The sequence below is a fragment of the Amycolatopsis echigonensis genome, assembly GCF_014174495.1.
Taxonomy (GTDB): Bacteria; Actinomycetota; Actinomycetes; order Mycobacteriales; family Pseudonocardiaceae; genus Amycolatopsis; species Amycolatopsis echigonensis.
Window position 1 is genome coordinate 117075 of the sequence record NZ_JACJHR010000005.1, and the last position, 17606, is coordinate 134680.

General features: G+C 70.9%; 18 protein-coding genes. 7 read left to right on the forward strand and 11 right to left on the reverse strand.

Features of this window, described 5'->3' with window-relative positions:
* Nucleotides 1-28: 28 nt before the first annotated feature.
* Nucleotides 29-502: a hypothetical protein gene (locus tag H5411_RS05565; RefSeq protein ID WP_101439703.1), complete on the reverse strand. Its 474-nt coding sequence runs from the start codon at nucleotides 500-502 to the stop codon at nucleotides 29-31.
* A gap of 135 nt (nucleotides 503-637) precedes the next feature.
* On the opposite strand from H5411_RS05565, the gene H5411_RS05570 reads away from it, so the two are divergent.
* Nucleotides 638-1072 (forward strand): hypothetical protein, encoded by a 435-nt coding sequence (locus tag H5411_RS05570; RefSeq protein ID WP_183123145.1) that lies wholly within the window; start codon nucleotides 638-640, stop codon nucleotides 1070-1072.
* A 34-nt stretch (nucleotides 1073-1106) separates the two neighbouring features.
* The gene (locus tag H5411_RS05575; RefSeq protein ID WP_183123146.1) at nucleotides 1107-1706 is read left to right on the forward strand and encodes an endonuclease; all 600 of its coding nucleotides are present in this window, start codon (nucleotides 1107-1109) and stop codon (nucleotides 1704-1706) included.
* Here H5411_RS05575 and H5411_RS05580 read toward each other — a convergent pair.
* The 3 genes from H5411_RS05580 to H5411_RS05590 form a co-directional block, all read right to left on the reverse strand.
* On the reverse strand, nucleotides 1703-2623 hold the full coding sequence (locus tag H5411_RS05580; protein WP_220816553.1) for a universal stress protein: 921 nt from the start codon (nucleotides 2621-2623) through the stop codon (nucleotides 1703-1705). The genes H5411_RS05575 and H5411_RS05580 overlap by 4 nt on opposite strands.
* A 474-nt stretch (nucleotides 2624-3097) precedes the next feature.
* Complete coding sequence (locus H5411_RS05585; RefSeq protein ID WP_246368781.1) at nucleotides 3098-4144, reverse strand: GAF and ANTAR domain-containing protein; 1047 nt, start codon at nucleotides 4142-4144, stop codon at nucleotides 3098-3100.
* Nucleotides 4145-4297: 153 nt separating this feature from the next.
* Entirely contained in the window at nucleotides 4298-4699 is a 402-nt protein-coding gene (locus H5411_RS05590) for an STAS domain-containing protein (protein WP_183123147.1), read from the reverse strand.
* A gap of 307 nt (nucleotides 4700-5006) precedes the next feature.
* On the opposite strand from H5411_RS05590, the gene H5411_RS05595 reads away from it, so the two are divergent.
* The gene (locus H5411_RS05595) at nucleotides 5007-6359 is read left to right on the forward strand and encodes a cytochrome P450 (protein ID WP_183123148.1); all 1353 of its coding nucleotides are present in this window, start codon (nucleotides 5007-5009) and stop codon (nucleotides 6357-6359) included.
* A gap of 52 nt (nucleotides 6360-6411) precedes the next feature.
* Here the strand turns inward: H5411_RS05595 and H5411_RS05600 are convergent, their stop codons facing one another.
* Nucleotides 6412-6918: a type 1 glutamine amidotransferase domain-containing protein gene (locus H5411_RS05600; RefSeq protein WP_183123149.1), complete on the reverse strand. Its 507-nt coding sequence runs from the start codon at nucleotides 6916-6918 to the stop codon at nucleotides 6412-6414.
* Between the two features lie 146 nt (nucleotides 6919-7064).
* A complete protein-coding gene (locus tag H5411_RS05605; protein ID WP_183123150.1) occupies nucleotides 7065-7526 on the reverse strand; it encodes an SRPBCC family protein in 462 nt (153 codons plus the stop codon).
* Nucleotides 7527-7640: 114 nt separating this feature from the next.
* On the opposite strand from H5411_RS05605, the gene H5411_RS05610 reads away from it, so the two are divergent.
* A complete protein-coding gene (locus H5411_RS05610; protein WP_183123151.1) occupies nucleotides 7641-8933 on the forward strand; it encodes an NAD(P)/FAD-dependent oxidoreductase in 1293 nt (430 codons plus the stop codon).
* 33 nt (nucleotides 8934-8966) lie between these two features.
* Entirely contained in the window at nucleotides 8967-10058 is a 1092-nt protein-coding gene (locus H5411_RS05615) for an Rv2629 family ribosome hibernation factor (protein WP_183123152.1), read from the forward strand.
* Between the two features lie 79 nt (nucleotides 10059-10137).
* On the opposite strand, the gene H5411_RS05620 is transcribed toward H5411_RS05615, so the two are convergent.
* Both H5411_RS05620 and H5411_RS05625 read right to left on the reverse strand, forming a co-directional pair.
* Entirely contained in the window at nucleotides 10138-11100 is a 963-nt protein-coding gene (locus tag H5411_RS05620) for a TIGR03557 family F420-dependent LLM class oxidoreductase (RefSeq protein ID WP_183123153.1), read from the reverse strand.
* A 131-nt stretch (nucleotides 11101-11231) separates the two neighbouring features.
* A complete protein-coding gene (locus H5411_RS05625) occupies nucleotides 11232-11603 on the reverse strand; it encodes an STAS domain-containing protein (protein ID WP_183123154.1) in 372 nt (123 codons plus the stop codon).
* Nucleotides 11604-11954: 351 nt separating this feature from the next.
* Between H5411_RS05625 and H5411_RS05630 the strand changes: the two genes are divergently transcribed.
* On the forward strand, nucleotides 11955-12110 hold the full coding sequence (locus H5411_RS05630) for a hypothetical protein (RefSeq protein ID WP_183123155.1): 156 nt from the start codon (nucleotides 11955-11957) through the stop codon (nucleotides 12108-12110).
* Between the two features lie 68 nt (nucleotides 12111-12178).
* Here H5411_RS05630 and H5411_RS05635 read toward each other — a convergent pair whose 3' ends face one another.
* Nucleotides 12179-13195: a Glu/Leu/Phe/Val dehydrogenase dimerization domain-containing protein gene (locus tag H5411_RS05635; RefSeq protein WP_312877703.1), complete on the reverse strand. Its 1017-nt coding sequence runs from the start codon at nucleotides 13193-13195 to the stop codon at nucleotides 12179-12181.
* Nucleotides 13196-13256: 61 nt separating this feature from the next.
* Between H5411_RS05635 and H5411_RS05640 the strand changes: the two genes are divergently transcribed.
* Complete coding sequence (locus tag H5411_RS05640) at nucleotides 13257-13739, forward strand: Lrp/AsnC family transcriptional regulator (RefSeq protein ID WP_183123157.1); 483 nt, start codon at nucleotides 13257-13259, stop codon at nucleotides 13737-13739.
* A 148-nt stretch (nucleotides 13740-13887) separates the two neighbouring features.
* On the opposite strand, the gene H5411_RS05645 is transcribed toward H5411_RS05640, so the two are convergent.
* Together H5411_RS05645 and H5411_RS05650 are read right to left on the reverse strand one after the other, a co-directional pair.
* Nucleotides 13888-15717: a beta-galactosidase gene (locus H5411_RS05645; RefSeq protein ID WP_183123177.1), complete on the reverse strand. Its 1830-nt coding sequence runs from the start codon at nucleotides 15715-15717 to the stop codon at nucleotides 13888-13890.
* 11 nt (nucleotides 15718-15728) lie between these two features.
* On the reverse strand, nucleotides 15729-17600 hold the full coding sequence (locus H5411_RS05650; protein ID WP_183123158.1) for a beta-N-acetylglucosaminidase domain-containing protein: 1872 nt from the start codon (nucleotides 17598-17600) through the stop codon (nucleotides 15729-15731).
* Between the last annotated feature and the right edge of the window lie 6 nt (nucleotides 17601-17606).

The window sequence follows — 17606 nt, forward strand, 5'->3', positions numbered from 1 at the left end:
ACCGCGGAAGCGCACCGGTTCCGATCCGTCAGGCGGTATACGGCGACCGCTGCTCCAACGACGGGCTCACGTCCGGATGTCGACCCTCCTGGCCCGGCACCGGCGTGACTGTCGGAGCCTGCAGATCCGCCTCCGCCCGGCGCGCCACGCGCTCGTCGCGATGCGCGATGGCGTCGGCCACGTCCTGCTCGCCGCGGATCCGGGCCAGCGCGCCCAGCGTCGCCGCGTGGGCCAGCGCCAGGATCAGCAGCAGCACGCCGAGGCGTCCGACGACGCCCGGCAGGTCGCTCCCGCCGATGTCGACGGTCGAGATCAGGGCCAGGATGCCCAAGGTCCCCAGGTGGAACAACACGGTCACCAGCCGGGTCATCGAGGCGCCGGCTCCAGGGTCCCCGTAGGCGTTCGCGAGGTAGCGGCGGCCGCTGCGGTAGATGATCTGGCCGTCCACCAGGACCAGCGCTATCCCGATCGCGAGGAACGAGAGGTATGCGTTGGTGCTCATGCCGGGTGCTCCTTTCCCTGCCGTGCTCCGGTCCCCCGGTTACCCGTCGTGCCGTCCCGGAAACGGGCCGTTCGGGTGCTCCCGGGCACGTCCGGCGGTGATTGGCCCGCCGCCGGGCGGGGTAACCCGGAGAACATGCCTCAGCGCGATGCGGACGGAACGGATGTGCTGACCGCGGCCGCGCCCTTGGTCGAACTGCGCCTGCCGGCGAACGGGCAACTGCTGTTCCTGGCCAGGCTGGTGGCCGAAGACGTCGCGGGCTCGGCCGAGTTCACCCTCGACGAGGTGGCCGATCTCCGGCTGGCGGTGGAGGAGGCGGTCGCGGCACAGGCGCGCCGGGCGGACGAGGGCGCGGTGCTGGAGTGCTCGTTCCGCTGCTCCGGCCGGATGACGGTCACCGTCGCCACCACCTCGTCCTGGGCGTTCCCGCCCGGGCCGGACGAGGTCGGCTGGCACATCCTGCGCGCGGTGACCGATTCGCTCGACGCCTGGACCGAACCCGCGCCCGGCGCGGACGGCTGGCGGCTGTGCGTCGAATTCGCCATGGAGCCGTTCCCCGAAGAGCCCTGAGTTTCGCTTCCGCCCGAACGGGAATCCAGGCCGTATGCGCCGAGTGGACGAACTCCTCGCCGAGCACGGCACGACGTTCGCCGAGGAAGCCGGGATCAAGCTGGCCGACAAACCGCAGCCGCTGTACCGGTTGCTGGTGCTCACCACATTGCTGTCAACGCGGATCAGCGCCGACATCGCCGTCGCCGCCGCGCGCGAGCTGTCGCGTTCGGGCTGGCGCTCCCCGGCTGCGATGCGCGATTCCACGTGGCAGCAACGCGTTGACGCCCTCGGCCGCGCGCACTACGTCCAGTACGACGAAAGCACCGCGCAGCACCTCGGCGAAGGCGCCGAGTTCATTCGCGACCAGTATCGCGACGACCTGCGCCGCATGGCCGACGCCGCCGACGGCGATCCGCAGCGGCTCGAGAAGCTCATCACCGAGTTCCCCCGGATCGGCCCTACCGGCGCGCAGATCTTTTGCCGCGAGGCACAGGCGGTGTGGCCGTGGCTGCGTCCGTACTTCGACCGCAAAGCCTTGGACGGCGCGAAGAAAGCCGGTCTGCCCACCGACCCGAAACGCCTGGCGAAACTGGTGCCCGGGGACGAGGCCCGGCTGGCGGCGGCGCTCGTTCGGCGGAGCCTGCAGCGCTAACCCGGGTGTTCCTCGACGCCCTCCCGCACGATCGCGACCGGACACGGTGCGTGATAGGCCATCGCATGGCTCACCGAACCGAGGAACGCGCCCCGCAACGCACCGCGCCCGTGGCCGCCGACCACCAGCAGCGTCGCCGCTTCCGCGTGGTCCAGCAGCACCTCGGCCACGCTTCCGAGCGCGACCTCCCGTCGCACCACGACATCCGGATGCCGCTCGGCGAGACCGGTGAGCGATTCCGCGAGCAGCCGCTCGCCCTCGTCCAGCGGGCTCTGCTGCCCCTCGCCGCCGGAGCGGGCCGGGCCGAAGACGTCCTCCGGCGGCTCCGACCACACGTGCACCGCGTGCAGGGTGCAGCCGTGCCGGTCGGCGAAGTCGTACGCGTACCGCACCGCCGCGACGCTGGCCGGCGACCCGTCCACCCCGACGACGACCCGCCGGGCTTTCTCCGCCGCCGCACGCACCACGACGACCGGACGCGCGCTCGTGTGCACGACCTGCGAGGCCGTCGACCCGAGCAGCAGCCGGGGCAGTGCGCCGCGCCCCGACGCGCCGACCACGATCAGCTCCGCCCGCCGCCCGATGTCCGCCAGCTCCCAGCTCGCCCGCCCGAACCGCACCCGGGTGCGCACCGGCAGCCCGGGCCGCTTCCGGCCGACCTCGGCGGCGACCTCGGCCAGCTCCTTCTCCGCGTAGTCCACAACGGACTGATCGGGCACGATCTCGCCCGTGACCGGGGTGATCACCCCGGGGACGAAGTCCACGTTCGGCATCGGCAACGTCATCGTCCGCACGACCACCAGGCACGTCCCGAGCGCCTCCGCCTCGGCGGCGGCCCAGTCGACGGCCAGGCGGGCGCCCTCGGAACCGTCGTCCCCGACCACGACTCCCGGCTCGGCCTGGTTCGCTTCGTCCATCGCCGGCCTCCGTTCGCGTTCGGCGCTTTCCCGGGAAGTACCCGGTCGCCTCGCGCGGCAATCGGGCGCGGCGACGCGGTCAGCACTGTCAGCGCGGTCAGCGCGGTTCGGGCGGGACGGGCGGCTCCGGCGGAGGCAGCGGACCCGGCCCCGGACGCGGCGGCGGGGCGGGCTCCGGCGGGAACGGCGGCACCGGCTCCGGCGGCGACGGGACGGGCTCCGGTCCAGGCGGCACGGGGTGCACCATGACGGGCTCCTTCCTCAGTCGGCTCGAGTCCTCCGTACCCGGCTACCCCGCCGGCCAGTGCCGGACACGTCGGGATCGCGGGTCCGCCCGTGGGGTGCCGCAAGGAAAACCGAGCCCGTGCTCCGTATCGCGCCACCGCTGCTCAGCGGGCAAAACCGGCGCCCGCCTCCCGGACACGCTCGGCCCGGGCCGCTGTCGCGAGCAACGCGGCGCGAACGCTCCCGCCGTCACACCGGGTCCGGCTCGCCCATCTCCGAAACCGGTCCGTCCAGCTCGACGTGCCGGGACGCGAGCGTCCCCGCCAGGTGCACCAGCTTCACGTTGAGCTGCTGCGAAGTGCGGCGCAGCAGGTCGAACGCCTCCTCCGCGTCCAGTCCCCGGCGCGCCATGATGATGCCCTTGGCCTGGCCGATCACGTCCCGGCTGTCCAGCGCGCGGCGCAGCTGGGCCTGGTTCAGCTCGCTGCGGGTCACCGCGTCCGTTTCGGCGACCGCGAGGGTCGCGTGGCTGGCCAGGAGCTGCACGACGTCGTGGTCGGCGTCGGCCAGTCCGCCCGGGGCGCGGGAATAGAGGTTGAGCGCGCCGGAGAACCGCGACACGTCGACCAGCGCGGTCGCCAGCACCGAACGCCAGCCCAGCTCCGCCACCGCCGGGGACCACCGCGGCCACTGCTCGTCCTCGCGCAGGTCGGGGGCTTCGAGGAATTCGGGGCGGTCCGGCAGCGCGGCGTCGTGGCACGGGCCTTCGCCGAGCTTGTACTGCAGCTGGTCCAGCTCGGCGGCCTTCTCGTCGGTGTAGGCGGCGGTGTGGAAGTCGCCGTCCGGCCCGCGCAGGGTGATCGACACCAGTTCGGCGGCGGGCACCAGCGACGCGGTCCCGTCCACGATCACCTGCAGGACGTCGCCGACCGTCGGCGCGGCCAGGAGCATCTCGGTGAGCGACCGGAACTGCTCGCCGGACGGCCGCAGCGATTCGTCTTCGAGGGCCAGGGCCGCGGACGCCGAATCGGAGACCGGGACCCCCTCCTTTTCGAGCACCTGGCGGGCCACGGCGCCCTCCCGGCAGGCGAACACCGCTTCGCTCGGCTGGGCGGTCTCGCGCAGCGCCGAGAGGTCTTCCCGGGAGAACGAGGTCAGCTCGCTCAGCTCGAAGACCACCATCCGCGGCTCCGCGGCCAGCACCTCGCCCACCTCGCCGCGCAACCCGGCCGGGTCGCCGCTCAGCCGCACCACGGCCGAGTAGTCGACCGTCCCGCTGCCACTGCCTTCCACCATACCCTCCCCGCCAGCCCGGACTGTCCCGGAGCTCCTGCCAAAATACCCGGATCCCGGACGGGCGGCAGAGCCCCCTCGCGGTTCCGCCCAGCTCGCGGGCACCGCTGAGCCCGGCCCCTCCGGAAACCCGGGGGCCGGGCCTGACCAGGGCGGTCAACCGACCTCAGTCGCCAGCGTCCGCGCGGCGGCACCCCCTTCGACGGCCTCGGCAAGGCATCCGGCCACCCTCAGCTCCCGGTCGAGCCCGAGAACGCGCAGCGGCCGCAGGACAGCGCGCTGCGCGGCCACGACGACGAAGCCGACGCCCGCCGCGGCGGCCGCGCGCGCGGCGTCGGTGAGCACTTCCAGTCCGCTGACCGAGCAGAACGTCAGGCCGGAAAGGTCGACGACCAAGACCGGCGGGCCCAGGGCTGTCTCCTCGGCGAGGACGTCGCCCAGCCGCGAGGTGGAGCGCCGGTCCAGTTCCGCGGAGACCGCGACGACGGTTTCGTCCGCGGTCGCGGTGATCAGAATTCTCGCCGGTGCTCCCGGCAGGTAAGCAAGCGTTTCGTGCATAGAGCCCTCCTCGCAGACGCGAGGCCGGGCCGGAACGTGCGGCCCGGCCCTGGGCCCGGAAAGCGGGCCGCATCGGGTCAGGCGACGGCACGTGGGCTGAACCGCTCCTGCCCCGACCGTACCCCAGCGCACTGCGCGCGACCAGTCTGAGCTTCGGTCCCGCCGCGAGCACTGTGGACGCTCCGGACCGTGCGCTCGCCGCCAGAACCGTTCCACACCTGGCGTTTCCGACAGTCCACAAGGGACACGCGACCCCCTCCGCGCGGCCCGGAGGTTTCACCCGGACCGGCCCGGGTAACCGAACAGCATGGCGACTACCCACGCGACCGCGAGCCCGGATTTGTCCGCACTGCCCCCGGCCGACATCCGCCCGCAGCGGGCGTCGGTCCGCGACTCGGGCCGCGTCGTCGCGCGGGTGGTCGCCCCCACGGTCGGCATCGGATTGATCAAACGCCGTCCCCGCGCGATGGCCGCGGCGCAGAAACTGCGCGTCGACCGGTCGGGCATCCGCCTGCTGCGCGATCTGCGCGAGCGCTACGGGCCCGGTCCGCTCGACCTGCCGGTTCCCGGCCGGTCGTTCCGGCTGGTGCTCGAACCGAACCACGTCGGCGCGCTGCTGGCCGGCACGCCGACCCCGTTCAGCCCGGACACCGCCGAAAAAGACGCCGCACTGCGCCACTTCCAGCCGCACGGCGTCCTGATCTCCGGCGGAGCCACGCGCACCCGGCGGCGGAAGCTCAACGAAACCGTCCTCGAACCCGGCCGCGCCGCGCACGAACTCGCCGGCTCCTGGGCGGACGCCATCCGCACCGAGGCGCACGAAATGCTTTCCGGGTTCCCCGACCTCGACGCGACGCAGTTCACCGAGCACTTCTGGACGATCATCCGCAAGATCGTGCTCGGCGGCGACACCACCGCCGACCGGCGCGTCACCGATCTTCTCGACCAGCTGCGGCTCGACGCGAACTGGGCGTTCGCGCACCCGCGACGGGAGGAGCAGCGCCGCCAGTTCCAGTCCCTGCTCGACCGGCAGCTCGGCCTGGACCGTCCCGGCAGCCTCGGCGCGGCGATGGCGAAACACCCAGCCGGCCCGGACGTCGACCCGACCGGCCAGGTGCCGCACTGGCTGTTCGCCTTCGACGCCGCCGCCATCGCGACTCTCCGCGCACTCGCCCTGCTCGCAACACATCCCGACGAGCTGGCCGCCGCACGCCGCGAAGCCGCCGAAGCGGATCTCTCGAAGCCGCAACAGCTTCCGTACCTGCGCGCCTGCGTTCTGGAATCCATCCGCCTCTGGCCGACGACGCCCGCGCTGCTGCGCGAAAGCACCGAGGACACCGCTTGGGGTCCCGCGGGAACGTCGTTCCTGATCTACACGCCGTTCTTCCACCGCGACCCGGAAACGTTGCCGTACGCGGATTCCTTCGCCCCGGACATCTGGCTGGACGGCCGGGCCGAGGCCAACCCGGCGCTCGTTCCGTTCAGCGCCGGACCTGGCGTGTGCCCGGGCCGCGACGTCGTGCTCTTCACGACTTCGACGCTGCTCGCCGCGCTCCTGCAGCAAGCCGGTTTCGCGCCGCGAGGCACTGCCGCCGACCTGCGGCCGGGACGGCTGCCCGCGACCCTCAACCACTTCGGCATCCGGTTCGCGCTCTCCTGAGGCCAGGGCCCGGCGAGCAGCCACCGGCCGTGGCTGCTCGCCGCGGAGAGCCTTACTTCAGCCGCTCGAGCAACGTGTCGCAGAACGCGGGCAGATCGTTCGGATTGCGCGACGTGATCGCTCCGTCGTCCGTGACCACCTCGCGGTCGACCCACTCCGCGCCGGCGTTGCGCAGGTCGGTTCGCAACGACGGCCACGACGTCACCGTCCGGCCGCGAGCCAGCCCGGATTCGGCGAGCAGCCAAGGACCGTGGCACACGGCCGCGACCGGCTTCCCCGCGGCGGCCGTTTCCCGGACCAGCGCCACCATCGGCTCGCTGGTGCGGATCTTGTCCGGCGAATATCCGCCGGGCACCACGACCGCGTCGAAGTCCGCCGCGCGCACGTCGTCCACGGCCTGGTCGGTGGTGATTTCGGTGCCATGCAAAGCAGTGAGCTTCTTGCCCTTCGCCAAGCCGACCACCACCGGTTCGTGCCCGGCGGAACGCAACCGCTCGCACGGCACCCGGAATTCGTCGTCCTCGGTCATTTCGTCCACGAGCACTGCCACGCGGGCCATGCTGTTCTCCTCTCTGCGCGGGTTCGCTCCGGTCCGGTTACCCGGCGCCCGGCCGGGCCATGCCCGCCTGTGCGGCGTCCCACGGCAGCACCTCGGGGTTCCGCGAAACACCGTGCGGAACCCCGAGGAGAACGAGGAGAACGCTGTCAGCCGGGCCGCTCGACCTCGCCGCGCCACGAACCCGTTTCGCGCCTGCGCTGTTCGATGAACTGCTTGAACCGCAGCATGTCCCCCTTGACCCGCCGGTCCAGGATGCCGAGCTTGTCGGCGGCGTTCTCCGCGAACCCTTCGGGGTCGATCTCCATCTGCGCGGTGACCCGGGTCTTGGCGTCCGCCAGCCGGTGGAACGTGATCACCCCGGCGTGGTCCGGCCCCGAGTCCGAGCGCCACGCGACCCGTTCGTCCGGATGCTGTTCGGTGATGGTCGCGTCGAACTCCCGGCCGACGCCGCCGAAACGGGTGACCCAGTGCGTGTGCGTGGCGTCGAGCTGGCGGATCTCCTCCACGCCCTCCATGAATTCGGGGAACGATTCGAACTGCGTCCACTGGTTGTACGCGGTCGACACCGGGACGTCGACGTCCACGATTTCGGTGATCGTGCTGCTCATCCGCTCCTCCTCGCAACCGGGTACCGGACCCGGATGCCCGGGACGCGACGGGGCGAAACCGGCGCGATTGCGCGGCCGCGCTCCGGGTACCCGTTCCACGGAAAGGAGGCGCCCATGCAAGTCGTGATCGTCGGCGGCGGGTTCGCCGGATACCACGCGGCCCAGAAACTGCTGCGGACCCTCGGCGACCGCGCCGAGATCGTCGTGCTGAACCCCACCGACTATTTCCTGTACCTGCCGTTGCTGCCGGAGGTGGCCAGCGGGATCGTCGACCCCCGGCACGTCGCGGTGTCCATTCCGGACACTCTGCGCGGCGTGCGGCTGGTGCTGGGCACCGCGGAGTCGGTCGACTTCGACGCCCGCACCGTGACCTACACCGACCCGGAGGACCGCGAAGGAAAGCTGCACTACGACCGGCTGGTCCTCGCGGCGGGCAGCGTCAACAAGCTGCTGCCGATCCCCGGCGTCGCCGAATGCGCACACGGTTTCCGCGGCCTGCCCGAGGCCCTGTACCTGCGCGACCACGTCACCCGCCAGATCGAACTGGCCGCCGCGACCGACGACCAGGCCGAGCGCGACGCCCGGTGCACGTTCGTTGTCGTAGGCGCGGGCTACACCGGGACCGAGGTCGCCGCGCAGGGCCCGGAGTTCACCGCGGCTCTGGCGCGCCGCCACCCCGAACTCGAGGGACAGCCGATTCGCTGGATGCTGCTGGACATCGCCGAACGCGTGCTTCCCGAACTGGATCCCCGGCTCGGCGCCACCGCCGACCGGGTGCTGCGCGGGCGCGGCGTCGAAGTCCGGATGAAGACGTCGGTGGACCACGCGGACGTCGAAGGCGTAACGCTGACCACCGGAGACGCGGTGCCGACCCACACGCTGGTGTGGTGCGTGGGCGTCCGCCCCGATCCGCTGGTCTCCGATCTGGGGCTGGAAACCGTGAAGGGCCGGTTGGTCGTCACGCCGGAGCTGAACGTGCCGGGCCGCGACGACGTGTTCGCCTGCGGCGACGCGGCAGCGGTGCCGGACCTGACCCGTCCCGGCCAGACCACCCCGATGACCGCGCAGCACGCGCAGCGGCAAGGAAAACTGGCCGGGAACAACGTCGCCGCGTCCCTCGGTGTCGGCCGGGCGCGCCGCTACCGGCACCACGACCTCGGCTTCGCCGTCGACCTCGGGTCGGGCCAGGGCGCGGCCAACCCGCTGCACGTCCCGCTGGCGGGCCTTCCCGCCCGTCTGGTGACCCGCGGCTACCACCTGCTGTCCCTGCCGGGAAACCGCCTGCGCACGGCGTCGGACTGGGCGCTCGAGAAGGTCGGCCGGCGGCAGACCGTCCAGCTCGGCCTCGTCCGTTCCGGTGCGGTGCCGCTGGACACCGCCTCGCCCGAGCTGCCCCGTACCCGGTGAGGCCGTCCCGAACGACGGGAGGAAGAATCCGAAATGGACACACGCGAACTGCGCGCACTGCTGACGGACGGGCCGTTCGTCTCGGTGCACTTCGACGAATCGCACGACACCGAGGACGCGGCCAAGCAGCTGCGGTTGCGGCTCAAGGAGATCGAGGCCGCGCTCGAGGACCAGGGCGCCGACCGGCCGAGCGTCGAAGCGGTCCTGCGCGCGGTGGAAGAAAGCGCTCCGCCGGTCGGCCGGGCCGGACGCACGATCGTCGCCGCGCACGGCGCCGTCCTGCTCGACCGGCGGCTCGCGGCTCCGCCGCCCGCGCAGGAGGCTCGTTACTCCGAACTGCCGTATTTCCTGCCGACCGTGAGCCATCTCGAGGAAGCGCCCGCGCACCTGGTGGTGCTCGTCGACCGGACCGGCGCGGACATCGAGGTGCACCGGCCGGACGGCAGTGTGGAAACCGAAACCGTGCGCGGGCAGGAACATCCGGTGCACAAGGTCCGCGGCGGCGGACCGGCCCACCGCGACATCCAGTCGCACGCCGAGCAGACGGCGCACCAGAACCTCGCGGAAGTGGCCGACCACGTCGCGAAGGCAGCAGAACGCGTACGGCCGCGAGCGATCGTCCTGGCCGGTGAGGTCCAGGCCCGCACGGAACTGCACGACCGGCTGCCCGAACCGGCCCGCTCTCTCACCGCGGAGGTCGACGCGGGCAGCCGCGCCGCTGGCGCGGACCGGGCCGAGCTGGACCGCGCCGTGCACGAACTGCTTACCGGGCAACGGTTGCGCGAGCTCGACGACCTGGCCGAACGCTTCCGCGCCGAAGCTTCTCGCGAATCGGCGCTGGCGGTCAGCGGGCTGTCCGCCGTCACCGCGGCGCTCGCGGAGGCGAATGTGGCGACGCTGCTGGTCGGGGACTCCGGCGAGGCCACCGTGTACACGGGTGCGGAACCGACTCAGATCGGCGCGGCCCCGTCCCGATTGGACGCCCTCGGCGTGGACGAACCGGCCCGCCGGCGGGCGGACGAGGCCCTGCCGTACGCGGCGGTCGCGGTCGGCGCGGACGTCGTGGTGATGGACGAGCGGCTGGACCTGACGGACGGATTCGGGGCGCTGCTGCGGCATCCGTGACCGGGTGAGCACGGCTGGGCCCGGGTGCCTCGACACCCGGGCCCAGCTTCGTCTCTCCACAGTGGAGGACAGCGGAAGCTCAGCGCAACGCGGGCAGCAGCTCCTGCTGCGCGAATTTCACGAACTCCGGCTGGTGCTCCGCGCCCCCGATCTGCACCAGCGCCAGATCGGTGAATCCAGCCTGCGCGAACTGCTTCGCCGCGTCCACAATGGGTCCCGCGTCCGGACCGCACGGAATCCCCACGGCCACATCGTCCTCGCGCACGTACTGCGTCGCCGCGTCGAACGCCTGCGTTCCCGATAGCTCGGCGTTCACCGGCCAGCCCGAGCCGAACCACCGGAACTGCTCGTGCGCCCGCCGGATCGCCGCCCCGCGGTCCGGGTCCCAGCTGACCGGCAGCTGGCCGATCTTGCGCGTCGGCGGCCCGACCCGCTCGTGGTCCCATTGCGTGCACAGCTCCGATTTCGGTTCGACCGCGACCATCGCGTCGGCCACCGGCGCGAACCGTTTCACCGATTTCGGGCCGGACACCGCGATCGCGATCGGCACCCGGGTCGGCGAGAGGTCCCACAGCTTCGCCCCGTCGGCGCGGTAGTGCTGTCCGGTGTAGGTGAACGTGCCGCCGTCGAACAGGCCGCCGATGATCTGGACGGCCTCGGCGAGCCGGTCGTGCCGTACCGACACCGACGGCCAGCCCCTGCCGACGACGTGCTCGTTCAGGTTCTCCCCCGCCCCGAGCCCGAGGGTGAACCGGCCGTCGGACAGCAGCTGCACCGTCGAGGCCTTCTGCGCGACCACCACGGGGTGGTACCGCATCGTCGGGCAGGTCACGAGCGTCATGAGTTCGATCTGCTCGGTCGCCTGGGCCACCGCGCCGAGCACGCTCCACGCGTACGGCGCGTGGCCCTGTTCGGCCAGCCACGGCGAATAGTGGTCGCTGCAGGCCGCGAAGTCGAATCCGGCCTGCTCCGCGGCAGTCGCGCAGCTGACGAGCTCGCGCGGTCCGGTCTGTTCGGTCATCAAGGTGTAGCCGATGCGCATGTTCTCCCCGTTCGACAGGCGTTCTTCTCGCGGCGCCAGCGCTGCGGCCGCCCCGGAACTCCTTCCGCCGCCCGGTTACCCGGCCCGGGCCGGGTTCACCCGTGCCGTCCGTCCGGAACAGACCCCCGAGGTCAGGAAGCCGCCAGCGCCGCCTCGACCGTCGGGTACAGCGGCAACGTCCGCTCCAGTCCGGTGAGCTGGATGGGCCGCACGGTCGCCCGTCCGGAGGCGACGATCCGCAGGCTCGCTCCGGACGTCGGATGCTGGGTCAGGGTCACCAGCGCGGTCAGCCCGGCCGAAGCCAGGAATTCCACCGCGGCGAGGTCCAGCACCAGCACGGCCGGAGCACCGGCGAGCACCTCGTCGACCGCCGCGGTCAGCAGCGGCGCGGTGACCATGTCGACCTCGCCGTGCACTCTCAGCACCGCGGCCGGGGGCCGGTCCTCCCGCACGACGCGGAAGTCGGGCACCGGGTCGGGGGTGGGGTCGGTCGGCTCGTCCATCGTCACGGTCCCGTCGTCGGTCGTCCCTGCCCTGGCCGGACAGAAGGAAGCACGCGGTCGGGGCATCCGGCCACCACCCCATGATGCCTGTCCTGCCGCGCCGACGCAGGCGGGCGGGCATCAGTCCCCTTCGTCCGGTTTCCCGGCGGGGGTTGCCGCCGCCGCGCTGCCTTACGCCGTTTGCCTGAATTCCTGCCTTCGAACCGACCAATGCGGTGACATATTCACAGCGCGCGAGAATGCGCGCCGCGGAATTCCCTCCCGAAGCCATGTTTCACTCGACCGAGTGAGGGTATTCCGGAGAAAGCACGCCTTAGTCCCCACCGAGAGAAGAAAGACGAGGTTCTCCCCGTGATTGTTCTCGGCGTCATTCTGCTCGTGATCGGGTTCATCACCTCGATCCATATTTTGTGGAGCATCGGGATCGCCCTGGTGGTGATCGGCGCGATCCTGGCGGTGCTCGGCGGGACCGGACGCCGCATCGGCGGCCGCGCGCATTGGTACTGACCCGCGAAAAACGGGAAAGGAGGCCAGGGCTCCGGGCCGGGACCCGGAGCCCTGGCTTGCGTTTTCCTTCAGGCGAGAGCCGCGAGTTCCCGCGCGGCCCGCACTGTCGTCAGCCCCCGTTCCCGAGCGCGCGACAGCACCGCACGGACCGTATCGCCGATCGCGTCGATCTTCGCGTTCGCCGCCCTCTCGTCCATCCCGAGTTCTTCGCGGCCCACCGCGTGGATGATCCCGCCGGCGCTCGCGACGACATCCGGAATCCACGTGATTCCCCGGTCCCGCAACACCGTCGCGACCTCCTCGGCAGCGAGCTGGTTGTTCGCCGGTCCCACGATCAGCGAGGCACCGCAAGCCGCCGCCGACTCGGCCGTCAGCACTCCGCCCGTCGCGGCGGGCACGAGCACATCCAGCGGCTCGCGCACCAGATCTTCCGTCGTCCAGATGGCGCCGAGCCGCTCCGCGACCGGCCGGAGCCCGGGGTCGACGTCCGTCACGACAACCTTCGCGCCGCGCTCGAGCAGCGACTGGCAGACAAGCCGCCCGACGCTTCCGAATCCGATCACGCCGACGCGCAGCCCCGCGACCGAACCCGGCGCGACACCGGCCCGCAGTGCGGCCACTACGCCCCGCGCGGTCGCCGCGCTCGATGTTCCACTGCCGCCTTGTGCCTCGGGACGGCAGAACGCCCAGCCGTGCGCACGACGGTGGATCTCCGCCATGTCCTCGGACGTGGAGCCGATGTCCGGGCCCGTGCGGTACCGCCCGCCCAGCGCGGCGATCGCCTCGGCGATGTCGGCGACCACATCGGGCCGTCGCACCGGGTCCAGCCCCTCCGCGGGCAGCGCCGCCACGGTTTTGCCGCCGCCGTAAGGAAGTCCGGCCAGCGCGCACTTCATCGTCATCGCCGCCGACAACCGCAGCGCGTCGTCCATCCCGTCCCGCCACGACGGATACGGCTTGATCCGGCACCCGCCGATCGCCGGACCCCGCGCCGTCGAGTGGATCGCGACGGCGATCGGGACCCCCGACCGGGCGCCGCGGACGACCTGCAGCTCTTCGCCAGCGAAACTCTCTGTTCGGTTCACAGGCTTCAGCTTGCCTCCGGGAACGCGCTCTCCGGGCCGAAGACAGTGATATGTTCGGCAGATGCCCGAATTTCCGAACCTGGATCGGATCGACAGCCTCATCGTCCACGAACTCCAGCAGGACGCCCGCATCCCGATGCGCGACCTGGCCGACCGCGTCGGCGTCGCGGCGTCGACCTGTTCCGACCGGATCGGCAGGCTGCAGGCCCGCCAGGTGCTGACCGGGTTCCACGCCGAGGTCGACCTGCCCGCGCTGGGCAGGTCGGTGCAGGCCATGGTGTTCGCCCAGATCCGCCCGCTCAGCCAGCCGATCATCGACCGGTTCCGCCGCGACGCCCTCGCCATGCCGGAGGTGATGGCCGTCTTCGTCCTCGCCGGCGGAGACGACTTCCTGCTGCACGTCGCGGTTCCGGACGTCGCCCGGCTGCACACGTTCCTCGTCGAGGATCTCAGCAGCCGCAAGGAGGTCGTGCAGTTCCGCAGTTCGATCGTGTTCGACCACAGCCGGAAACGGGCGATCGAGAACCTCGCCGGGGACCAGTGACCGGGACGGGCGCCGGTCACGAGCACTGGAATCCGGCCCCGATCGACCGGCCCGGGCAGGGGCGCTCGGACGACTGCATGCTTTCGCCGTCGCACCAGCGGCCGGTGAGCCTAAGCGACCCTTCAGTCGCCGGATATCTTCGCCGGTTTCAGCCCAGATCTGCCTCCGGACGGATCTCGATCGCGGTCCCCGGTTGATGCATTTCGAGCACCACCAGTTCGTTCTGCCCCTTCCGCCACAACGACTTCGGCGCGTACAGCGTCTTCTGCGGCCCGATCTTCCAATACCGTCCGAGGTTGAAGCCGTTCAGCCACACCACGCCCTTCTCCCAGCCGGGCAGGGCGACGAAACCGTCCGCTGGCTCGGCGATCGCCACGGTCGCGCGGTGGAAGGCCGGCCCGGGGCCCGGCGAGGCGGACGAAAACCTCAGCCGGGACAGGTCGTCCAGCGGCAAGGGGCGGATCTCCCAGCCGAACAGTTTCTGCTGGGTGCTCATCGCGACCCAGCCGTCGATGCCCTTGCGATCCGCCAGGTACGGGCCGTAGTTCACCCGGCCCATGGTGTCGACCAGGATGTCCAGCCGCGTCCGAGGCTTCTCCAGCTTCAGGTCCAGCGTCGCGTCCGGGTGGTTGCGGTCCAGGACGCCCAGGTGCACCCCGTCGACGAACACCAGGGCGCGGTCCGCCAGGCCGTGAATGCTCAGCGGGCCGGAATGCGGGCCTTGCACGATCGTGCGGTAGTGGATCAGGCCGGCCGCCTGGCCCAGCCGTTCCATGGAAACCGGTTGCGCCGATTTGACCACCGTGGACAGTGCGGACAGCGAGCCCAAAAGGGACGCCGTGCCGGACGGAGTGACCGTTTGTGCGGGCAAGCGGGGCGAACGAGCAGGCGGAGCGATGACTGGTTGTTTCGTGTACTTGGTGAGCACAGCCTGCAGTGCGGTGAACTTCGCTCCGACGTCGCCAGCCTCGCCGACCGGGGAATCGTAGTCGTAGCTGGTCACGGTGGGCTGGTATTGCACACCGGACGTGTTGGCGCCGGCAGTGAAGCCGTAGTTGGTGCCGCCGCAGGCCATGTACAGGTTCACGGACGCACCCGTGGCCAGCAATTGGTCGATGTGCGCGGCGGTTTGCTGCGGATCGGTGGTGTGGTGCGGCTCGCCCCAGTGGTCGAACCAGCCGTCCCAGTATTCGGCCATCATGACCGGTGCCCCGGGACGGAAAGCTTTCAGCGCGGCGATACTCGGGGCGGGATCGCCGTCGCCGGTGCCGACTTCCAGCGTTCCCGGCAGTTCACCGAAGCGCATGAAGAATTCGGAAGCACCGTCGGCGACGAAAAGAAGGCTGGTTATTCCGCGGGAACGCAGGCTGTCCCGCAAATGTGCGAGATAACTGGTGTCGTTGCCATAGCTGCCGTATTCGTTTTCGATCTGCATGGCCACGATCGGCCCGCCGTGCTGTGCTTCGAGCGGGGCGAGCCGCGGGATCAGCTGGTCGTACCACGCGTCGACGGCCTTGAGGTAAGCCGGATCGGCGCAGCGCAGTTCCATGTTCCGGTCCGCGAGCAGCCAGGCGGGCAGGCCGCCGAACTCCCATTCCGCGCAGATGTACGGGCTCGGGCGGACGATCACCTGGAAACCGAGGTCCCCCGCCAGCCGGATGAACGCCGCGAGATCGCGGGGGCCGCGGAAATCGGCTCGGCCGGGGGTCGACTGGTGGAAATTCCAGGCCACGTAGGTTTCGACGGTGTTGAGACCCAGCGCCTTGAGCCGCGACAGCCGGTCGCGCCACTGGTCCGGGCGCAGCCGGAAGTAGTGGATCGCGCCGGACACGATCTGGAACGGCTTGCCGTCCAGCAAGAACTGATCGCCGGACACGCTCAGCCCGCGGCGGCCGGCCGCGCCCGCCGGGCCGGCGAACACCGTGCTCGCGGCGACCGCGGCCGCTCCGCCGAGGAAACTCCTCCTGCTCACGTTCATCTCTCCCCCGCTCATCCGACCGTCTCCGCGCGGACCTGGACGAGGAACGCGTCAAGCACGCCGTCGCCGACCAGTGCCTGCCGCACGCCCCACCGGTTGCTGTTGCCCGTCTTCACCGCTTCCGCCTGCTTGACCAGCGCGTCCGCGGCTGCCGTCAGGCGTTGCGCCGTCGCGTGGTCGCGGCGGGTCGCCGCGGCGAGCGCGTCCAGCCGGGTCACCATCGCGTCGCCCCACAGCGCGGTCGCGTCCAGCCACGGGCCTGCCTCGCTGACGAAGGCGCTCTGCACCTGCCCGCCCCGGATCACCGCGGGAGCGTTGCGGATCTGTTCGGCATAGGAGCGCAGTTTGTCCAGAGCCCGGTGGTCACCGGCGTTCCAGTGCTGCCAGAAATCGGCGACCCGGGCCGCGAGCACCGGCGCTTGGGGCTGCCACGGCGTGGGGCCGAAGACGGGTGCCAGGTGTTCGAGGTCCGCGAAGACCTTCAACGCCGCCGTCGCGCGCGGGTCGCCGCCCGCGAGCCGGGCCAGTGCCTGCGGCCACGACCGGTCCGGCGAGTAGCCCGCGTCGTTCCAGGAGAAATCGGCGACCCCGAACTCGGCGACCTCGCTGGCCGCTTCCTGGTTCATCGGATTCGAGACGATCCCGTTGAGATACTTCGACAGCCCTGCTTCGCGATGCGCGTACGGTGCGAGCAGCAGCCGTCCGGCCGACTGTTCGTAATCGTTGACCGGGTAGTTGTCCCAGAGGAACACTTTCCGTCCGTACACAGTGGACACCTGCTGCGCTTCGTCGTTCGTCACGCTCGGCGGCACCACCGCGGTACCGGTCCACTGCACGACCACGGACGGATCGAGATTCTCTCGCAGCTGGGTCTTGTACGGTGAGTCCTTGAGGTCGCTGTATTCCGTCGGCACAGTCTGCAGCGGACGGACGCCGTCGTGGGTCTTCACGAAGTCCTTGGTGATCTCGTTCAGCAACGAAACCTGCGCCTTGCCCGCGGCCGCCTGGCCGGGCGCGCCGAACGCCATTTGGTCGCCAGCGCAATTCCATTTGGTGTACGAGATGTCGTCGAACGGCAGCGAGAACGAGCGCACGCCGAGGTCGTACACCGCCTGGAATTTCGCTTTCACCGCCGCGACGTCCTGCGGCGACGAGAAGCAGATCGAGACGCCGGGCGACAAGGCGTAGGTGAAGTCGACGTGGTTAGCGTTCGCCGTGCGCACAAGCTGGCCCAGCGCGTCCAGCTCCTGTTGCGGATACGGATCCCGCCACTGTGCGCGCAAGTACGCGTCGTCTTTCGCGCTGTAGATGTACGTGTTCGCCTTGGTTTCGCCAAGGAACTTGATCTGCCGCACGCGGTCGTCGTTCGTCCACGGCGGACCGTAGAAGCCCTCGATCGATCCGCGCAACGCCATGTTCGGCCAGTCTCGCACCGCGACGCCGCTCACCGCCCAGCCGTGTCCACTTCGGAGGAACAGCTGCCGCAATGTCTGCACGCCGTAGTATTGTCCGGCGCCGTCCCGGCCGTTGATTGTCACGCCGTCTCGCCGCACGGCGAGCGAATAGCCTTCTGCCGGGGTCGGCGCGTCCCCGCTGGTGGCGAGCCGGATGACGAACCCGCGTTGCGGTGCCGCGCTGATCTTCCTGACTCCGTGCTGTTTCAAGAGGGAAACCAGCAGATCCTTGGCCGGTCCGTCCGTGGTGCCGTCCGTGACCAGCACCACCGAGGACGGCAACGACACGTCGTCGGCGTCCCGGTTGATCTGTTGCGGCGTCGGCGAAACGACTGGTATCGAACCAGTGCTGGCGTCAGCCGGCGGGACGACAGCGAGGGCACTCGTCGCGACGACAGCGGCGAGCCAAGCTCTGCGGCGTAGAGTCATGACTTC

Excerpts from the sequence above, each read along its gene's own strand:
- H5411_RS05565 (WP_101439703.1), bottom strand. The coding sequence starts at position 502 with ATGAGCACCAACGCATACCTCTCGTTCCTCGCGATCGGGATAGCGCTG.
- H5411_RS05570 (WP_183123145.1), top strand. The coding sequence starts at position 638 with ATGCCTCAGCGCGATGCGGACGGAACGGATGTGCTGACCGCGGCCGCG.
- H5411_RS05575 (WP_183123146.1), top strand. The coding sequence starts at position 1,107 with ATGCGCCGAGTGGACGAACTCCTCGCCGAGCACGGCACGACGTTCGCC.
- H5411_RS05580 (WP_220816553.1), bottom strand. The coding sequence starts at position 2,623 with ATGGACGAAGCGAACCAGGCCGAGCCGGGAGTCGTGGTCGGGGACGAC.
- H5411_RS05585 (WP_246368781.1), bottom strand. The coding sequence starts at position 4,144 with ATGGTGGAAGGCAGTGGCAGCGGGACGGTCGACTACTCGGCCGTGGTG.
- H5411_RS05590 (WP_183123147.1), bottom strand. The coding sequence starts at position 4,699 with ATGCACGAAACGCTTGCTTACCTGCCGGGAGCACCGGCGAGAATTCTG.
- H5411_RS05595 (WP_183123148.1), top strand. The coding sequence starts at position 5,007 with ATGGCGACTACCCACGCGACCGCGAGCCCGGATTTGTCCGCACTGCCC.
- H5411_RS05600 (WP_183123149.1), bottom strand. The coding sequence starts at position 6,918 with ATGGCCCGCGTGGCAGTGCTCGTGGACGAAATGACCGAGGACGACGAA.
- H5411_RS05605 (WP_183123150.1), bottom strand. The coding sequence starts at position 7,526 with ATGAGCAGCACGATCACCGAAATCGTGGACGTCGACGTCCCGGTGTCG.
- H5411_RS05610 (WP_183123151.1), top strand. The coding sequence starts at position 7,641 with ATGCAAGTCGTGATCGTCGGCGGCGGGTTCGCCGGATACCACGCGGCC.
- H5411_RS05615 (WP_183123152.1), top strand. The coding sequence starts at position 8,967 with ATGGACACACGCGAACTGCGCGCACTGCTGACGGACGGGCCGTTCGTC.
- H5411_RS05620 (WP_183123153.1), bottom strand. The coding sequence starts at position 11,100 with ATGCGCATCGGCTACACCTTGATGACCGAACAGACCGGACCGCGCGAG.
- H5411_RS05625 (WP_183123154.1), bottom strand. The coding sequence starts at position 11,603 with ATGGACGAGCCGACCGACCCCACCCCCGACCCGGTGCCCGACTTCCGC.
- H5411_RS05640 (WP_183123157.1), top strand. The coding sequence starts at position 13,257 with ATGCCCGAATTTCCGAACCTGGATCGGATCGACAGCCTCATCGTCCAC.
- H5411_RS05645 (WP_183123177.1), bottom strand. The coding sequence starts at position 15,717 with ATGAACGTGAGCAGGAGGAGTTTCCTCGGCGGAGCGGCCGCGGTCGCC.
- H5411_RS05650 (WP_183123158.1), bottom strand. The coding sequence starts at position 17,600 with ATGACTCTACGCCGCAGAGCTTGGCTCGCCGCTGTCGTCGCGACGAGT.